The organism is Rathayibacter tanaceti, from assembly GCF_009834165.1.
GTDB lineage: Bacteria > Actinomycetota > Actinomycetes > Actinomycetales > Microbacteriaceae > Rathayibacter > Rathayibacter tanaceti.
In genome coordinates, this window is sequence record NZ_CP047186.1 from 2,971,733 (window position 1) to 2,988,310 (window position 16,578).

Consider the following 16,578-nt stretch of genomic DNA (forward strand, 5'->3'; position numbering starts at 1 on the left):
TCCGTGAACGACGCGACCGCATCGGTCAGCGATCTCCTCGACTCCGTGAGCGCCATCGGACGCGACGGCGCCACCGGCGGCTACCGGCGTCCCGTCTTCTCCTCCGCGGAACGCCAGCTGCGCGAGTGGTTCGTGCACGAGGCCGAGCGCCGTGGGCTGTCCGTCGAGACCGACCGCAACGGCATCCTCTGGGCGTGGTGGGGCCCACCCATGCGGGGCGCGCTCGTGACCGGCAGCCATCTCGACTCGGTCCCGGGAGGCGGCGCCTTCGACGGCCCGCTCGGCGTCGCGGCCGCTCTGGTCGCGATCGACCGGATGCGCGAGCGGGGCGTCGAACCCGGCCGCTCGCTCGCGGTCGTGGTCTTCCCCGAGGAGGAGGGCTCGCGCTTCGGCGTGGCGTGCCTGGGCTCACGCCTGCTCACCGGGCTGCTGGACCCCGACGCCGCGCGGCGGCTCACCGACCGCGAAGGGACGACGCTCGCTGAGGCCTACTCGCAGGCCGGCATCGATGCGGCTCACCTCGGAGCCGATCCTGAGGGACTCGCCCGCATCGGTTCGTTCGTCGAGCTGCACGTGGAGCAGGGCCGCGGTCTCATCGACCTCGGCGCTCCGATCGCCGTGGGCTCGTCGATCCTCGGGCATGGACGGTGGAAGGTGACGGTGAGCGGCCAGGGCAACCACGCGGGCACCACCCCGATGACCGACCGCTCCGATCCGGTGGTCGCTGCCGCCGCCCTCGTCGGGCTCGTCTCCGAGCTCGCCACGGCGACCGACGACGCCCGCGCGACCGTCGGCCGCTTCGAGCCGCACCCCGGAGGCACGAACGTCATCGCCTCCCGTGTCGACTTCTGGCTCGATGTCCGGCACCAGGACGACGCCGTCACCCGCGACCTCGTCGCCCGCATCGCGAGTGAGGCTGCCTCGACGGCGGCGCGCCACGGCTGCTCGGCCGTCGTCACGGAGGAGTCGTGGAGTCCGACGGTCGGCTTCGATCCCGCACTCGGCCGCGCTGTCGCCCGACTCGTGCCCGGCGCTCCGGTGCTGAGGAGCGGCGCCGGACACGACGCCGGCATCCTCGCCTCGGCCGTGCCCACCGCGATGCTCTTCGTCCGCAACCCCTCGGGCATCTCGCACTCACCGGAGGAGTTCGTCGAACAGGCCGACGCCGACGACTCGGCCGCGGTCCTCGCCGACGTGCTGCAGGGACTCCTGTGAGCGGCGCCACCTCGTACTGGGCCGCGCAGGCCCTCCTCGGCGACCGGATCGAGAGCCGGGTGCGGATCACCGCGGCCGCCGATGGGACGATCAGCTCGGTCGCAGCGGGGGTCGACGCCACCGCCGTCGACACTGTCCTGAGCGGAGTGGTGCACCCCGGCGCGGTGAACGCGCACTCCCACGCCTTCCACCGCCTGCTGCGCGGCAGGACCCACGGCGACGGGGGCAGCTTCTGGACCTGGCGGGACCTGATGTACCGCGAGGCGCTCCGCCTCGACCCTCCTCGGTACGAGGAGGTGGCGACCGCCGTGTACGCCGAGATGGTCGCCGCGGGGTGGACCTCGGTCGCCGAGTTCCACTACGTGCACCACCGACCGGACGGCACGCCGTACAGCGAACCGCACGCGATGGAGCGGGCGCTCGCCCGCGCCGCGACGACCGCGGGGATCCGGCTGACTCTGCTCGACACGTGCTACCTCACCGGCGGCATCGGCGAGCCCCTGAGCGCCGAGCAGACCCGCTTCGGCGACGGTTCGATCGACGGCTGGCTCGGGCGGCTCGGCGACCTGCGCCGCACGATCGCCTCCGAGTTCGACCCGGCGCGGATCACCGTCGGCGCCGCCCTGCATTCGGTCAGAGCCGTTCCCGCCGCAGCGCTCTCCGTGGTGTCGGCCGAGCTCGACCCGAGCATCCCCCTGCACATGCACGTGTCGGAGCAGCCCGCCGAGAACGAGCAGTGCCTGCGGGCCACCGGACTCACGCCGATCGGTCTGCTGGAGGCGAGAGGCCTGCTCTCGACGAGGTTCTCCGCGGTGCACGCCACCCATCTCTCCCCCGAGGACATCGAGCTGCTCGGCGCCGCCGGATCGACCGTCGTGATGTGCCCGACGACCGAGGCCGATCTCGGAGACGGCATCGGGTCGGCGAGAGCACTCAGTGACGCCGGCGCGGTGATCGCGCTGGGCACCGACCAGCACGCCGTCGTCGACCCGCTCCTCGAGGCGCGAGCGCTCGAGCACGGCGAGCGGCTCGGCTCCGGGCGGCGAGGGCGCTTCAGCCCGGCCGAGCTCCTCCGCGCCCTCGGCGAGGGCGGGTCGGCGAGCACCGGCCGGCGCGCCGGCCGGATCGAGGAGGGACTGCCCTGCGATCTACTCGAGATCGATCCCGCCACCGCCCGCACCGCGGGGAGCGAGGCCGGCCAGCTGGTGCTCTCGGCCACAGCAGGCGATGTCGCCACGGTCGTCGTCGCCGGACAGGTCATCGCGCGCGGAGGTGTGCACGCCGCCCTCGGCGAGGTCGGTGCACTCCTGGCCGCGGCGACAGGCCGGGCGGAAACGAATCCGTCGGAGCAGTCAGGACAGAGGGAGCGACGATGAGCGACGTGATCACCGGCATCGGCGAGCTGATGACGCAGGACGGCGACCACACCGTCCTGCACGACGCCGCACTCGTGATCGAGGAGGGGCTGGTCGCCTGGGTGGGCAGCGCCTCCGCCGCGCCCGCGGCCGATCACCGCACCGATCTCGGCGGCCGGGCGCTCCTCCCCGGCTGGGTCGACTCGCACAGCCACCTCGTCTTCGACGGCGACCGCAGCGCCGAGTTCGAGGCGCGGATGGCCGGCGAGAGCTACTCCGCCGGCGGCATCGCCGTCACGACCGCTGTGACGCGTGCGGCCGGCGACGAACGGCTGGCGCGGCTCGTCGCCGGCCGGGTGCGGGAGGCCCTCGGCCAGGGCACCACCTGGCTCGAGACGAAGACGGGGTACGGCCTCACCGTCGACGACGAGGTCCGCGGAGCCGTGATCGCCGCGTCCGAGGTCGGCGACGCGACCTTCCTGGGCGCCCATCTCGTCCCCGACGGCCTCGACCCCGACGACTACGTCGATCTCGTCTGCGGTCCGATGCTCGCGGGCGTCGCCCCCCATGTCCGGTGGGCCGACGTCTTCTGCGAGCAGGGCGCCTTCACCGTCGAGCAGTCGAGGCGGGTGCTGACCGCTGCGCGCGCAACGGGGCTCGGGCTCCGCGTCCACGGCAACCAGCTCGGGCACAGCGGAGGGATCCGACTCGCTGTCGAGGTCGGGGCCGCCAGCGTCGACCACTGCAACTTCGTCTCCGACGACGACCTCGACGCACTCGCCAGTAGCTGGACCTCGGGCAGGGGCACGGTCGCGACGGTCCTGCCCGCCTGCGATCTCTCGACGCGAGCGCCACTGGCGCCTGCGCGGCGCCTCCTCGACGCGGGCGTCCCCGTCGCCATCGCCTCCAACTGCAACCCCGGCACCTCCTACACGAGCTCCATGGCCTTCTGCGTCGCCACCGCCGTGCTGCAGATGGGGTTGAGCATCCACGAGGCGGTCCGGGCCGCGACCCACGGAGGAGCCCTCGCGCTGCACCGCGACGCCGGCCCCGGAGCCATCGGCTCGATCGCGGTCGGGCATCGCGCCGACCTCCACGCGCTCGACGCGCCCTCGGCGACGCACCTGGCCTACCGTCCGGGGATGCCGTTGACCTACGCCGTCTGGAAGGACGGACGCCGCTCGTGAGCGTGCAGATTCTCCGTGCCGCCTCGCGCCCGGTGAGCCGCTGGCGCAACGGAGGCGGCGAGACCTCCGAGATCGCTCGTCACCCCTCAAGCGCGGAGGAGGACTGGTGGTGGCGTGCGAGCATCGCGACGATCGCGCAGGACGGGGCGTTCTCGCCCTTCCCCGGCTGCGACCGGATCATCGTGCCCCTCGACGGCGCGCTACGCCTCGACATCGACGGGACGCCGACGGATGTGCCGAGACACGGCGTCCTGCGCTTCCGCGGCGAGGACGACGTGCGAGCCGTCGACGTCGCGCAGCCGACCACCGACCTCACCATCATCGTGTCCCGCGACCTCTCCGCAGCCGACCTGAGAATCGTCACGGCGCCGGAGTCGCGATTCGGGCCGGGCCGGGGGCAGAGTCTTCTCATCGTGGCGCTCTCGGACGACGTCGCTGCGGACGCGGTCACCCTCGCACCCCTGGACGCGGTCCTGGTCACGGCGGGTGACGAGCTCGTCGTCCGTCACGGATCGGTCGCGGTGATCGAACTCTCGGGCTCTCCCGAGTGGTGAAGCCCTCTCGGCCGTGAGCGCGAGCCGGATCGCTCCGAGACGGCCCGACGGCCGGTCCGGTCTCCGGTCTCCGGTCTCCGGCAGGGTGACGGACACGTCGAGCGGTACCGCGACGCTCACGATCAGGGAGACGGCGACCGGCTCGGTATCGGGCGCGGCTCCCCGCCCCCGCGCCGGGCCCGATGCCGAACAGCTCGTCAGGCCAGGAAGGCGCGCGATTCACTCGAGGAAGCAGCCCTCGGAGGACCGCTCAGGCCGGCGCCCCCGGCAGCACGTACCAGAGCACAGTCGTCAGGGTCGCGCAGACGACGCCCATGATCGTGACGCCGACGGTCCAGGTCGAGAGCATCGTCCGCTCCGGGATGGTGAAGTAGCGCGAGAGGACCCAGAAGCCGGCGTCGTTCACGTGTGACAGGCAGACGCCTCCGGCCGAGATGCCGACGGCGAGCAGCGCGACGTGCGTCGGATCGACGGTGGTGGTGTCGATGGTCGTGGCCAGGAGCGTCGCGACGGTGGTGACCGCCGCCGTGGTCGTGCCGAGAGTCGCCCGCAGAGCAGCCGCCAGGACGAAGCCGAACACGACCAGCGGCAGGTGCGCCTCCTGGAGCCGCTCGACGAGCTGCCCGCCGATGCCGGAGGCGGCGATCACGCCGCCGAACGCGACGCCTCCGCCCGTCGAGAGCACGATCTCGCCGACCGGGCGCAGACCCACCCGGCCGACCTCGGTCAGACCCCCGCCGCTCCGGGCCGACCGGGGCAGCAGCAGCAGGTAGGCGACGACCGTCGTGATCATCAGCGCGATGACAGGGGTGCCGAGGAACCGGACGACGTCGCCCACCGGAGTCGGCTGCGGTGCGACGAGGGCGGTGACGGTCGCGAGGAGGATCAGCAGCACCGGCAGGGTGAGCACGATCAGGAGCTTGGTCAGCAGGTGCGTGACGGTCGCGGACGGGGCAGTCGCCGCGGCCCTGCCTCGGGCGAGGGTCGAGACCGCCCGCGTGTCGGGCTGGGCGACGGTGCGCTCGACGGGAGTGCCGGCCTCCGGAGCGGGCAGACCCCCGCGGGCGTCGATCCGGGCGAGGCGGCGGGAGGCCCAGAGGCAGCCGACCGCCGCGCCCGGCAGCATCGTGGACAGGCCCAGCACCGCCAGCAGCCCGTAGTCGACGCCGAGCGCCGAGGCGACCGCGACCGCTCCGGGGTGCGGAGGGAGGATCGCGTGGACGGCGAGCACGGCGATCGCCATCGGCACCGCGAAGAAGGCCGCGTGACGACCGGCCTGCCGGGCGATCGAGAGGGCGATGGGGGCGAGGAGGATCACGGCGGTGTCGAAGAAGATCGTGCTGCCCACCAGCAGGCCGGCGAGGACGACGGCGAGCACCCCGCGCTGCGGCCCCACCTTCTGCAGCAGGACGCGGCCGAGCAGCTCGCCGCCGCCGGAGCGCGAGATGATCTCGCCGATGATGCAGCCCAGCCCCACCAGCGGCAGGATGTGCGCCAGCGCGGGTCCGAGAACGCCCTCGAGCACGGCCAGGACGCCGCGCTCCTTGTCGATCAGGGGCAGGCCGAAGACCAGCCCGAGGACGACCGCGACCGCCGTCATCGCGATGTAGGGGTGGATCCGGAGCCGCACGATGAGCACGAGCAGTGCGGCGACGCTGAGCACGATGGACAGGACGGCGAGGGGGAAGGTCACGGTGATGCTCCTTTGCAGTGGCGACTGCCGCCAGTGAAGAGGACGACCGGGAGCTCGGCGACGGATCGTGTCGCGAGAGCGGCGAGAGCGGACATCCGTCCGTTCTGGCCGCCGCGGCGACGACGCGGTCGATCACGGCGCGCAGGTCGGGCGAATCTGGGGCGACCCGCGGCGCCGACCGCACCGCTCACTCGACGATGAGAAGGACGACTCCCCATGACCCCGACCGCTCACCTGCACCACGTGGCCCTCGTGGTCTCGGACCTCGACGCGACGCGCGACTTCTACGTCGGCGTGCTGGGGTGCTCCGAGTTCACCCGCCCCAGCGACTTCGTGTTCCACGGGGCGTACTTCCGCCTCGGCACGGCCGAGATCCACGTGGTCCAGGAGAAGACGCCGGGCCGGTTGGTCGCGAATCCGCCGCGGTGGGAGGAGGACGAGCTGCAGACGGGGCTCGTGCACCACTTCGCGATCATGGTCGAGTCGTTCGCGCCGTTCCTCGAGGCGCTCGCCGCCCGCGGGCTCGAGCGCTGCGGCGGCTACCGGGTGCGCGACGACTTCGTCGAGCAGGTGTACCTCGCCGACCCGGACGGCAACGTGATCGAGCTGCTCCAGCAGCACGAGCCGGCTGCGGGCCGGTTGCGGCGGCAAGAGATCCACGACCTCGGTATCGCGGTGCCGGTGGCTCCGGGGTACCCGCTGATCGATCCTCGAGAGCGGTACGGAGTGGCCTGAGTCTCCGCAGGCGAGTGGTTAGGCTGGCTCCAGCTCCGCAGGTGCGGAACTGTTGAGGAGGCCGCCGTGCGCTTTCATCCGTCCACCCTCGCGCTGCCCACCGCCGCCCTGCTGCTGCTCACCGGGTGCGCCGGCGCAGGAGGCTCCTCCTCGGGAACGTCGGACGACGCGGCCGGTCAGGGCGGCTCGATCACCGTCTTCGCCGCGGCCTCGTTGAAGGGCGCCTTCACGCAGCTCGCGACGGACTTCGAGGCCGCCGAGCCCGGCGCCCACGTCGAGCTCTCGTTCGCCGGCTCTGCCGACCTCGTCTCGCAGATCGTGAACGGCGCCCCTGCCGACGTCATCGCGTCGGCCGACGAGCGCACGATGGCCACTCTCACGGACGCCGGCCTCGTCGCAGGCGACCCCGTCGACATCGCGACCAACACGCTCGAGATCGCCGTTCCTCCGGGCAACCCCGCGCAGGTGGGCTCGCTCGCCGACCTCGCCCGGCCGGGGACGGCCACGGTGCTCTGTGCTCCGCAGGTGCCGTGCGGAGCAGCGGCCGCCGCGGTCGAGCAGGCGGCCGGCGTGGACATCGCGCCGGTCAGCGAGGAGTCGTCGGTCACCGACGTGCTCGGCAAGGTCTCGTCCGGCGAGGCGGACGCGGGACTCGTCTATGCGACCGATGTCCTCGGCTCCGGCGGCTCGGTCACGGGCATCCCTTTCGCCGAGGCCTCGGCGGCGGTGAACACCTACCCGATCGCCGCGCTGACGGGAGCGGGCGATCCCGCCACGGCAGCGGCCTTCGTCGCGTACGCCGCCTCCGACGCCGGGCAGGCCGTTCTCGCCGCGGCCGGATTCGGAGCGCCGGGAGAGTCGTGACGGCTTCCGAGCGGGGTCGGGCAGAGACGTAGCCGGCCCTGCTCACGACGGACACCCCGAGGCCCGCGCGCACCTGGTCGACCGCGCGGCGGAAGTGGGCGACGTCAGTGTCCGAGGTGAACACGTCGACGTCCTCCGTCAGTCGGTTGATGACGCTGTGCTCGCGGATCGCACCGGAACCGGCGGGAGCGAATCCGGTGCCCTCGAGCGCTTCGAGCGCGGCACGGGTGATCTCGCGCTGCAGTTCCTCATTCCTGCTGCCCAGGTCAGTCGTTCTTCTGTTCCGGCCAGGTGCACAGGGGCGTCGTGTTGCCGAAGCGCGGCGTGTCCTCCGCCATCTCACTGGTGCGGCTCGGGGTGTCGAAGCCGGAGGCATGAGCGACCGCGACGACGCGCAGAAGGCGCCGCTCACCTCCGTGAGGAGACACCTGCAGCGTCGGAGATGGCCTGGAAGTCGATCCAGGCTCGCTTCGCTCTATCGACCCGCGGCACCCAGCGGCCGTCTGCGGTGGTCGCGGTCATCGCGGTGCGCCTTCTGGTTCGTGCCCTTCAGGCGACGTCGGCGCCGGCTCTTTCGCGAGGGCGACGGACGACTTGCCTAGGGGCCGGTGCACCTCCTGGGAAGTCGATCGGTAGCGGGCACGTAGACCGGCTGACCGGTGACGGGTGTGCGCTCGGTCCGTTCAACTCTGAAAGAGTCAGGAAGGGCTATTCAGGGCCCTGCTGGATCGCTGCAAAATGGCTGATCAACGCCAGTTCCCAGGCCGTGGATCGTGTGCTCTGAATAACCCTCAGGTTCGAGTGTTACAGGTCCCGCATCTAGAATCGCGATCTCGGGTTGTCGTCAGGATTGATGCTCGAGGCCATGCTTATTTCGAGGAGGATCGTGCGATCCCGTTCCGCTCTCTATGTTGATGCCGGTTATCTGATTGCGGCCGCGGCGACTCGTGTGACCGGCTCCTCGATCCGTCGGGGTATCAGTGTCGACTACACGGTCCTGCTCGCGGACCTGATCGCTCTGGTCGAGCAGCGCAGCGGGCTGCCTCTGCTGCGTGTGTACTGGTATGACGCTGCCCGTGATGGGAAAGCGACGTCCGCTCAGGAGGAGATTTCCCTCTTGCCTCGGGTGAAGTTGCGGTTGGGCAGGATCGGTGTCGATGGCGAGCAGAAGGGCGTGGACCTTCGGATTGGTCTTGATATGGTCGGTCATTCTCGAACCGGCGCCGTCGACACGATGTATCTTCTCTCCGGCGACGACGACCTCACCGAGGCCGTCGATGAGGCGCAAGCTCAGGGTGTGCAGGTCATCGTTCTCGCGGTCCCGTCCCGGACCCGGCCGGCACACGGAGTCAGCCGTCATCTCTCGGTCGCCGCCGACGGTCTTGAGATCCTCGACGCGCAGCTCCTCGATACGTCCATCCGCCCGATGGCCGCCACCGGGATCGAGGCTGAGGTGCCGTCCGCGACACCTTCGACCTCCTCTCCGACGCCCGCCGATATCGCGCGGATTGCGACCTCAGCACCGACTCCGCGACCCGTCTCGCGGCCGGCCGCGAGCGATGCAACGTTGGTCTACTCATCGGCGGACCCTCGATCTTCAATCGAGAGTCCGACCGCGGCCTCAGAGGAGGTGATCGACGAGGTCGCGCAGAAGACCTATACGGCGTGGGCCGGGGCAGCTACGTCTGAGCAACGTGTTGAGCTTCGGGACAATCGCCCGTTCGTGCCGAGAGATCTCGACCGTGCGCTCCTCTTGGACCTCTCGGCCGCTATCGGCGAGTACTCGTTGAGTGACGCCGTCCGCTTCCGGCTGCGTGCCGCGTTCTGGGACGCAGTCGACGTCACCTGACGGGCGCAGCACCGCTCTGTCGCGAGTGCTTGCACTACTGGAGCGAGGTGCGAACGTGGCGGCGCGGAGGGGAGCGGCTCGCGCGGGCGTGGTCCGTTGTTGCGGGCGCAGTTCAAGGACTACTTCCCGAGTGCCTTCCGCACCGTCATCCGGTCCACGCCTGCCGCGCGAGCGCGGCGTACTCGTCGGCCAGGCACTGCTCGAGTAGCGCGTTCACTTCCGGCGGAGTGCCGGCATGTCCGCCGACGTCGAGACTCGACAGCATCCACCGCATGGCCTGCCCGTCACTGACCCGACCACCCTCGGGCACACACCCGTGCGGGCATGGCATCGCGCCCGACGACCCCCACAGCCGACAGATCATCGGCCGCACCTCGTGGACTGTGCAGCGGCCGACTCCGAAGGTCCTCGACAGCGCAGGGCACGCCCCATCCGTTGTCGGAAAGTCGAGGTCGACACCCCGCTTGAGGGGCCTCGCCCGTTCCGCCGCGGAGGCGTCGATGTGCTCGTGACAGGACTGCTCACACAGGCCCAGACACGAGAGCGCTGGCAGCTGCGCGTCCAGCCGCTCGAGATGATCCAGAACGTCGGAATCCACCTCACGGCGAACGCTCACCGCAGCCGACGCCCGCTCCACTCCGATGGATCAGCCGCCTTCTGGTCGGCCTCGACCCACCGCTCACCGTCGACGATCATCGGTGGCGATCGCCGCCCCCAGAACTCGGCGTGAGCGTCCTGGAATCGCCGGGCAGCGCCCCGGGAGGGGAACTTTTGCACGACCCCCTCGGTCAGCACGCCCCACCTGTCCAGGTCGGTCATGACGCCTCGTCGGCAGGCAGGGCGAGAGCGACGTCGACCAAGGCGGCTGTGCGCGCGTCCGCCCGTTGGATCGCAGCCATCGCACACCACCTTGGAGAGACAACTCGTTGAGGACGTTGTGGAGCACTTCGGTAAGGAGGGGTCACCTGCTCTAAACGGGGATTTTCGCCCGGCGTTCGAGCCACATGAGTATCACGCCGGCTACCAGGAGGATGCCTCCGCTGAGGAGGGCTGACGTGCGCTCAAGCGCCACAATCTCGCCGAGAGCAGCAGCCCCTTCGGCGGCGGCTGGCACAAGAAAGAACTGAAGAACCTGGCTGCCTTGCGCTACAGAGAGCACCGCGACTACGACTCCAGCAGCGATCACTGTTCGACGCCGAGACAAGAAGCCGACATACACGGTGATTGCCGCGGTAAGGAGATAAGGCCCGGCGGGATAGTATACGAGGCCTGCCGGGAAGAAGAGCGCGATCGCCGCCAACGCAGACCGGAGGAACATCGGCCGGGACAGCTTTCCCCAGGAATCGCGGTAGATCACGTAGGTCGCAAGCCACGTCACCACCGCGGCCACCGCCGGTACCGCGAAGTACACGACGCTGGAGAAACGGCCGATAAATCTCATCACCACAACGACTGCCGCCGCCGAGACCACTTGAAGCGCGGATTTCTTATTCCACGGTATTTTGCGTCGAGGAATTGAAATTCGAATCAGCCTGCCTACCTTCGCATGAGAGACTCCGCTCGGACTCGGCGACCGGGCCGGTACATCGTACCGCAAGACAAATTTCGACGGCGGAGCTATCGAGTAGTCGGCCGCCGAACGACTCTGCCAGCCCGACGGCCTTTTGGGGAAAGTTTATTCCGCCAGAACCGATTCGGGGTCGGGTTCGGAGCACCAGGAGAGTCGCGACGGGGTCAGAGGAGGGCCACAGGGTGCGCATAGCGGACCCGATCAGGGTTGCTCGGGACGGACACCCCGATCGACGAGGAGCACGACTATGACCCGCATCCCGGAGCCCCGGAACACGCCCGACGGACCGGCCTACGAGGGCCGCCCGCTCGACCGCCCCGAGGAGGAGGTGGTCGACCAGGGCCTCCCGTTCGACGTGCGCACGCTGCTCTCGCGGCGCGGCGTGCTGACGCTCGTCGGCGCAGGCGCGGCGACGCTCGGACTCGCGGCGTGCACGTCACCAGCATCCGGAACAGGAGCGGCGGGCGCAGCGACGGCCACCGCCACCGCGAGCGCCACTCCCACCGCACCCGCCGCTCTCGCCGAGATCCCCGACGAGACCGCGGGCCCCTACCCCGGCGACGGCTCGAACGGCGTCGACGTGCTCGAGCGATCGGGCATCGTCCGGAGCGATCTGCGCACGAGCATCGACGGTGGCGCCACGGCCGAGGGCGTGTCGATGGCGCTGAACCTCACGATCCTCGACGCGGCGAACGGCGGCGCGCCCTTCGCCGGGGCCGCGGTCTATGTGTGGCACTGCGATGCGGCGGGGAACTACTCGATGTACTCCAGCGGAGTCGAGGACGAGACCTACCTCCGCGGTGTGCAGGTCGCCGACAGCGCCGGCACCGTCTCGTTCACCTCGATCATCCCCGGCTGCTACTCCGGCCGCTGGCCGCACATCCACTTCGAGGTGTACCCCGACGTCGAGTCGATCACCGACGCGACGAACGCGATCGCCACCTCGCAGGTGGCCCTGCGGGAGGAGGCGTGCGACGCGGTCTACGCGCTCGACGACTACCCGGGGTCCGCGCGGAACCTGGCGCAGGTGAGCCTCGACGACGACATGGTCTTCAGCGACGACGGCGCAGCACTCCAGCTCGCGACGATGACGGGCGACGCGACCAGCGGCTACACGGTCGCGCTCACGGCGAGCGTCGACACCCGCACCACTCCGACCGCGGGTGCGGCTGCCGGCGGCGGGGCGCCGCGCAGCCGCTGACCGCCTCCCGAGGGCTTTCGCGGTCGCCGGCCGACCGGCGCGGCAAGACTGCCGCGAGCACGCCGACCCCGCAGAAACGCAGGTGCGGACGTAGGATCGACGGCATGCCGCAGATCAGGATCCGGGAGGCCGCCGCCGCGCTGGGGGTCAGCGACGACACGCTGCGGAGGTGGATCGACAACGGGACGCTGGCGAGCGCGAAGGACGCCTCGGGGCGGCGCGTCGTCGACGGCCTCGAGGTCGCGCAGCTCGCGCGGGCGAACGCCGTCCTCCCGGACGATCCCTCTCCCGTCGGCCGCTCCGCCCGCAACCGCTTCGTCGGGATCGTCACCGACATCGTCATGGACACGGTGATGGCGCAGGTCGAGCTGCAGTGCGGGCCGCACCGGGTGGTCTCGCTGATGAGCAGCGAGGCGGTCCGCGAGCTGGGGCTCGCGCCCGGCTCGCCCGCGGTCGCGGTGGTCAAGGCGACGACGGTCATCGTCGAGACGCCGCTCCCCCGCCACTGATGCACACCGGACGGATGCGCACCGGCCCGCCCCGCACCGGCCCGCAGCGCTCCGGCCCGCCCAGCACCGGCCGGACTCGCACCGGCCGGACTCGCATCGGCCCGCCCCGCACCGGCTCCGGCCTGCCGGGCTGGGTCGTCGCGGCCGCCGCAGCCGGCGCCCTGCTGGTGCTGCTGCCCCTCGCCGCGATCCTCACCAGGGTCGACTGGCCGCAGCTCGTGCCGTTGATCACCTCCGACTCCTCGGTCGCTGCCCTCCTGCTCAGCCTGCGCACCGCCGCCGCCGCCACCCTGCTCTGCCTGCTGCTCGGCACTCCGATGGCGCTGGTGCTCGCGCGCACCGCGTTCCCCGGGCAGCGCCTGCTCCGCTCGCTCGTCCTCCTCCCGCTCGTGCTGCCGCCCGTCGTCGGCGGTCTCGCGCTGCTCGCCACCTTCGGGCGGCTCGGCCTGCTCGGCGGGGCGCTGGAGGCGCTGGGGATCCGCATCGCGTTCTCGACCACGGCCGTCGTGCTCGCGCAGACCTTCGTGGCTCTGCCATTCCTGGTGTTCACTCTGGAGGGGGCCCTGCGCAGCGCCGGCTCCCGCTACGAGGCGGTCGCCGCGACCCTGGGCGCCTCGCCCGGCACGGTGCTGCGGCGGATCACTCTGCCGCTGATCCTGCCCGGGCTGGCCTCGGGAGCGATCCTCTCGTTCGCGCGGGCACTGGGCGAGTTCGGAGCGACGCTGACTTTCGCAGGGAGCCTCGAGGGCACGACGCGGACCCTCCCGCTCGAGATCTACCTCCAGCGCGAGACCGACCCCGACGCGGCGGTGGCGCTCGCTCTGGTGCTGGTCGCGGTCGCGGTGCTCGTGATCGGTCTGGCCTACGGCCGCTCGTCCCGGGAGGTGCGCCGGTGAGCCTGCGCTTCGCCGCGCGGCTCGCCGAGCGCGGCTTCGATGCGGCGCTCGAGGTCGAGGACGGCGAGACGATCGCCGTCCTCGGGCCGAACGGGGCGGGCAAGTCGACCCTGCTCGAGCTGATCGCCGGACTCGCCCGCGCCGACACGGGCAGCGCGCACCTCGGCGAGGCGACACTCTTCGACGAGCGTCGCTGGACGCCTCCGCACCGCCGCCCCGTGGCCCTGCTCGCGCAGGACCCGCTGCTCTTCCCGCACCTGACCGTGCGAGAGAACGCCGCGTTCGGCCCCCGCAGCGCAGGCCTGGGCCGCGCGGCCGCGCGGGCGAGGGCCGAGCGCGAGCTGGCCGCCGTCGGTGTGCTCGACCTCGCCGACAGGCGGCCGACAAGCCTCTCGGGCGGTCAGGCGCAGCGGGTGGCGCTCGCGCGCGCGCTGGCGACCGAGCCGCGCCTCCTGCTGCTCGACGAGCCGCTGGCCGCCGTCGATGCGCGCGTGGCACCGGTGCTGCGGCGGATGCTGCGCGAGGTGCTCGCCGAGCGCTCGGCCGTCGTGGTCACCCACGACGTGCTCGACGCGTGGACGCTCGCCGACCGGGTGGTCGTGCTGCACGGCGGCACGGTGGTCGAGGAGGGACCGGCCGACCGGGTCCTCACCCGGCCGCGCACCGCGTTCACCGCCGAGCTGGCGGGACTGAACCTGCTCTCCGGGGTGCGCACCGGGTCGGGGCTGCGCACGGCGGAGGGGCACGCGCTCGCCGGAGTCGCCGCCGAACCGATCGCGCCGGGCACCGCGGTACTGGCCGCCGTGCGGCCCTCGGCGGTCGCGCTGGGCGAGGGCGGACTGCGCGCGGAGATCACCGACGTGGAGCCGCGGGGCGACGTCGTGCGGGTGCGCAGCGCACTGCTGGGAGCCGACATCGACCCGGCGCGGGCGGCACGGCTCGACCTGTCCCCCGGCAGCGAGATCGGCTTCGCCGTCGATCCGGAGGCGCTGCTCGTCTACCCCGCCTGAGGCGGGACGCGCAGGCGCAGCCGGCCGACCGCCTCCCGCGCCCCGTCGCAGAGCGGCAGGCGCACGAGCAGCCGAGCGCCAGAGAGCGCGGGCGAGGCCGAGAGCTCCAACGATCCTCCGTAGACCGAGAGCTGCCGATGCAGGCGCTCCAGGCCCGATCGCGTCGGCGGGCCGCCGAGGCCGCTGCCGTCGTCGTCGAGCGTCAGCACCACCGTGCCGACGTCGATCGCGCCGTGCAGCCGCAGCGAACGGGCTGCGCCGTGCTTGAGCGCGTTGGTGACCCCCTCCTCCATCAGCCGCGCGAGCAGCACCCGCTGCTCGAGCGGCGGTTCGCAGCCCTCGGCCTCGAGCGCACGGACACCACCGAGGTCGAGGTCGACGGCGATCTCGGGAGGCAGGCGCGCGACGAGGTCGCGGACGGCCGCGACGAGTCCGTGCTCGATGTCGACGGGGTAGAGCGCGTGGCCGGCGGCCCGCACCTCCTCCTCGCGCAGCCGGTCGAGGCGCGCGACGATGCTCGCGAGCCGGTCGGCGGTGCCGGGAGCGGAGGCGTCGGCCACCGCGGCGAGCTCCGCGGCGAGCACCACGAGAGTGTTCTGGAGGCGCCCGTGCAGGTTCTGAGCCACCTCGCGCCGCACCCGCAGCTCCTCCTGCTGGAGTGCCTGCACCGCCTCGACCGCCTGCACGGAGGCGCGAGCGCGCTGCCGCTCCGTGTCGCGGACGCGCCGAGCAGCACGCACGAGCAGGTAACCGTAGGAGCAGATCAGCACGACCACCATCGCGCCCACGGCCAGCTCGACCACCAGGGCGTCGAGGGCTCCGGGCGGATAGACGCCCCCGAGCACCTGGAGGCTGCACCGCACGACTCCCACCGCCGCGGCGATCAGCACGGTCCGGATGGCGCGGGGCCGGCCGGACAGCCGCTCCGGCCGCAGCACCGCGACCACGGCGATCGCGACGCCGATCGACGTGACGTTGACGAGCACCCGCACGGTGACGTCGAGCATCGGGCCGGCGACGACGCCGCGGAGGGTCTGCGACAGGATCCCGAGCGCGAAGACCGACTGCAGGGCGGCCAGTAGCGAGAGGACCCCGCCGAGCAGGGCCATCGCACCGAGCACGATCCGGTTGTCCTGGCGCTCGTCGGCTGACGTCGCGCTCATCCCGTGTGCTCGAGGAAGTGGAGGGTCGCATCGACCCGCGGGTTGCGCTGCCCGTCCGAGCGCACTCCGAGCGCCGCGTAGACCGCGTTGACGTGGTTGTCGACCGAGCGGACGGCGATGCCCAGCCGCTCGCCGATCGCTGCGTTGGTCAGCCCGGAGGCGAGACCCGCCAGCACCTCGTACTGGCGCGGGCTCAGGCCGGCGACCGGCGAGTCGCGCCGGGCGGTCCGTGCGGCGACCAGCGCCGGGTCGAGCACGGTGCGGCCGGCGGCGGTCGCCCTGACCGCGGCGAGCAGGGCCGGCGCCGAGAGGGAGGAGGACTTGGAGAGATAGCTCCAGCCGCGCGCCTCGCTCCGATCAAGCCGGAGGAAGCGGTGCATCGCGTCGACCGCTGAGAGCAGGACGATGCCCAGCTCGGGCGCCGTGCTGCGCAATCGCCGGCCGAGCTCGATCCCGTCGCCGTCTCCGAGCTCGATGTCGAGGATCGCGACGTCCAGCTTGGCGGGCCGCAGCGTCGAGCGCGCCTCCGCGGCCGATCCCGCCTCGGCGACGCTCCGTACGCCCGCCACCGAACGCAGCATTGAGGTGAGCATGTGACGGTAGAGCGGCTGGTCGTCGACGACGGCCAACCGCAGATCCTGAACGCCCCCCACGGATGTCATTGGCCCATCTTCACGCATCCGGCGCGGATCCGGGCGCCCGATGACGGTCAGGGGCGGAGGCTTTCCGCGTCAGAACGCGGAAGTCGCTCCACCGTGGCCCGCGAGCTGGGGCGGC

The 16,578-nt window shown here is 71.8% G+C and carries 18 protein-coding genes; 11 read left to right on the forward strand and 7 right to left on the reverse strand.

What is annotated here, in order from left to right:
* The first annotated feature begins 3 nt into the window (after positions 1–3).
* Genes GSU10_RS14035 through GSU10_RS14050 form a run of 4 tightly spaced genes read left to right on the forward strand, consistent with a single transcriptional unit; the run spans position 4 to position 4,311 of the window.
* On the forward strand, positions 4–1,215 hold the full coding sequence (locus tag GSU10_RS14035) for an allantoate amidohydrolase (protein ID WP_068209819.1): 1,212 nt from the start codon (positions 4–6) through the stop codon (positions 1,213–1,215).
* On the forward strand, positions 1,212–2,591 hold the full coding sequence (locus GSU10_RS14040; protein ID WP_132505357.1) for a formimidoylglutamate deiminase: 1,380 nt from the start codon (positions 1,212–1,214) through the stop codon (positions 2,589–2,591). The genes GSU10_RS14035 and GSU10_RS14040 overlap by 4 nt, the downstream gene beginning before the upstream one ends.
* Positions 2,588–3,757, forward strand: coding sequence for an imidazolonepropionase (gene hutI / locus GSU10_RS14045; RefSeq protein ID WP_068209825.1), 1,170 nt, complete (start codon positions 2,588–2,590; stop codon positions 3,755–3,757). The genes GSU10_RS14040 and hutI overlap by 4 nt, the downstream gene beginning before the upstream one ends.
* Positions 3,754–4,311 (forward strand): HutD/Ves family protein, encoded by a 558-nt coding sequence (locus tag GSU10_RS14050; RefSeq protein WP_068209827.1) that lies wholly within the window; start codon positions 3,754–3,756, stop codon positions 4,309–4,311. The genes hutI and GSU10_RS14050 overlap by 4 nt, the downstream gene beginning before the upstream one ends.
* 250 nt (positions 4,312–4,561) lie before the next feature.
* Here GSU10_RS14050 and GSU10_RS14055 read toward each other — a convergent pair whose 3' ends face one another.
* Positions 4,562–6,004, reverse strand: a complete 1,443-nt coding sequence (locus tag GSU10_RS14055) for a GntP family permease (RefSeq protein ID WP_068209829.1) — start codon at positions 6,002–6,004, stop codon at positions 4,562–4,564.
* A 216-nt stretch (positions 6,005–6,220) separates the two neighbouring features.
* Here GSU10_RS14055 and GSU10_RS14060 point away from each other — a divergent pair, with 216 nt between their 5' ends.
* Together GSU10_RS14060 and modA are read left to right on the forward strand one after the other, a co-directional pair.
* Positions 6,221–6,739 (forward strand): VOC family protein, encoded by a 519-nt coding sequence (locus tag GSU10_RS14060; protein ID WP_068209832.1) that lies wholly within the window; start codon positions 6,221–6,223, stop codon positions 6,737–6,739.
* 66 nt (positions 6,740–6,805) lie between these two features.
* A complete protein-coding gene (gene modA, locus GSU10_RS14065; protein ID WP_068209835.1) occupies positions 6,806–7,603 on the forward strand; it encodes a molybdate ABC transporter substrate-binding protein in 798 nt (265 codons plus the stop codon).
* A gap of 266 nt (positions 7,604–7,869) precedes the next feature.
* On the opposite strand, the gene GSU10_RS14070 is transcribed toward modA, so the two are convergent.
* Entirely contained in the window at positions 7,870–8,031 is a 162-nt protein-coding gene (locus GSU10_RS14070) for a hypothetical protein (RefSeq protein ID WP_158286122.1), read from the reverse strand.
* Between the two features lie 425 nt (positions 8,032–8,456).
* Here GSU10_RS14070 and GSU10_RS14075 point away from each other — a divergent pair, with 425 nt between their 5' ends.
* Positions 8,457–9,452, forward strand: a complete 996-nt coding sequence (locus GSU10_RS14075) for an NYN domain-containing protein (protein ID WP_199220879.1) — start codon at positions 8,457–8,459, stop codon at positions 9,450–9,452.
* A gap of 145 nt (positions 9,453–9,597) precedes the next feature.
* Here GSU10_RS14075 and GSU10_RS15615 read toward each other — a convergent pair whose 3' ends face one another.
* The 3 genes from GSU10_RS15615 to GSU10_RS14085 form a co-directional block, all read right to left on the reverse strand.
* The gene (locus tag GSU10_RS15615) at positions 9,598–9,726 is read right to left on the reverse strand and encodes a hypothetical protein (RefSeq protein WP_277871438.1); all 129 of its coding nucleotides are present in this window, start codon (positions 9,724–9,726) and stop codon (positions 9,598–9,600) included.
* A gap of 338 nt (positions 9,727–10,064) precedes the next feature.
* Positions 10,065–10,271, reverse strand: a complete 207-nt coding sequence (locus GSU10_RS14080) for a hypothetical protein (protein ID WP_068209841.1) — start codon at positions 10,269–10,271, stop codon at positions 10,065–10,067.
* A 151-nt stretch (positions 10,272–10,422) separates the two neighbouring features.
* Positions 10,423–10,923, reverse strand: coding sequence for a hypothetical protein (locus GSU10_RS14085; RefSeq protein ID WP_068209844.1), 501 nt, complete (start codon positions 10,921–10,923; stop codon positions 10,423–10,425).
* Between the two features lie 346 nt (positions 10,924–11,269).
* On the opposite strand from GSU10_RS14085, the gene GSU10_RS14090 reads away from it, so the two are divergent.
* From GSU10_RS14090 to GSU10_RS14105, 4 genes are all read left to right on the forward strand, one after another.
* Complete coding sequence (locus GSU10_RS14090) at positions 11,270–12,223, forward strand: intradiol ring-cleavage dioxygenase (protein ID WP_068209846.1); 954 nt, start codon at positions 11,270–11,272, stop codon at positions 12,221–12,223.
* Positions 12,224–12,327: 104 nt separating this feature from the next.
* Positions 12,328–12,732: a TOBE domain-containing protein gene (locus tag GSU10_RS14095; RefSeq protein WP_068209849.1), complete on the forward strand. Its 405-nt coding sequence runs from the start codon at positions 12,328–12,330 to the stop codon at positions 12,730–12,732.
* Positions 12,733–12,746: 14 nt separating this feature from the next.
* Complete coding sequence (locus tag GSU10_RS14100) at positions 12,747–13,628, forward strand: ABC transporter permease (protein WP_132505351.1); 882 nt, start codon at positions 12,747–12,749, stop codon at positions 13,626–13,628.
* Entirely contained in the window at positions 13,625–14,638 is a 1,014-nt protein-coding gene (locus GSU10_RS14105; RefSeq protein ID WP_132505348.1) for a sulfate/molybdate ABC transporter ATP-binding protein, read from the forward strand. Before GSU10_RS14100 ends, GSU10_RS14105 begins: the two co-directional genes overlap by 4 nt.
* On the opposite strand, the gene GSU10_RS14110 is transcribed toward GSU10_RS14105, so the two are convergent.
* Complete coding sequence (locus tag GSU10_RS14110) at positions 14,626–15,801, reverse strand: sensor histidine kinase (RefSeq protein ID WP_068213348.1); 1,176 nt, start codon at positions 15,799–15,801, stop codon at positions 14,626–14,628. The two genes, GSU10_RS14105 and GSU10_RS14110, sit on opposite strands and share 13 nt — an antisense overlap.
* Positions 15,798–16,463 (reverse strand): response regulator transcription factor, encoded by a 666-nt coding sequence (locus GSU10_RS14115; protein WP_068213345.1) that lies wholly within the window; start codon positions 16,461–16,463, stop codon positions 15,798–15,800. The genes GSU10_RS14110 and GSU10_RS14115 overlap by 4 nt, the downstream gene beginning before the upstream one ends.
* Between the last annotated feature and the right edge of the window lie 115 nt (positions 16,464–16,578).

Coding starts and splice junctions, on each gene's coding strand:
- hutI (WP_068209825.1), top strand. CDS start 2,588: ATGAGCGACGTGATCACCGGCATCGGCGAGCTGATGACGCAGGACGGC.
- GSU10_RS14060 (WP_068209832.1), top strand. CDS start 6,221: ATGACCCCGACCGCTCACCTGCACCACGTGGCCCTCGTGGTCTCGGAC.
- GSU10_RS14075 (WP_199220879.1), top strand. CDS start 8,457: ATGCTCGAGGCCATGCTTATTTCGAGGAGGATCGTGCGATCCCGTTCC.
- GSU10_RS15615 (WP_277871438.1), bottom strand. CDS start 9,726: ATGCGGTGGATGCTGTCGAGTCTCGACGTCGGCGGACATGCCGGCACT.
- GSU10_RS14080 (WP_068209841.1), bottom strand. CDS start 10,271: ATGACCGACCTGGACAGGTGGGGCGTGCTGACCGAGGGGGTCGTGCAA.
- GSU10_RS14090 (WP_068209846.1), top strand. CDS start 11,270: ATGACCCGCATCCCGGAGCCCCGGAACACGCCCGACGGACCGGCCTAC.
- GSU10_RS14095 (WP_068209849.1), top strand. CDS start 12,328: ATGCCGCAGATCAGGATCCGGGAGGCCGCCGCCGCGCTGGGGGTCAGC.
- GSU10_RS14100 (WP_132505351.1), top strand. CDS start 12,747: ATGCGCACCGGCCCGCCCCGCACCGGCCCGCAGCGCTCCGGCCCGCCC.
- GSU10_RS14110 (WP_068213348.1), bottom strand. CDS start 15,801: ATGAGCGCGACGTCAGCCGACGAGCGCCAGGACAACCGGATCGTGCTC.
- GSU10_RS14115 (WP_068213345.1), bottom strand. CDS start 16,463: ATGACATCCGTGGGGGGCGTTCAGGATCTGCGGTTGGCCGTCGTCGAC.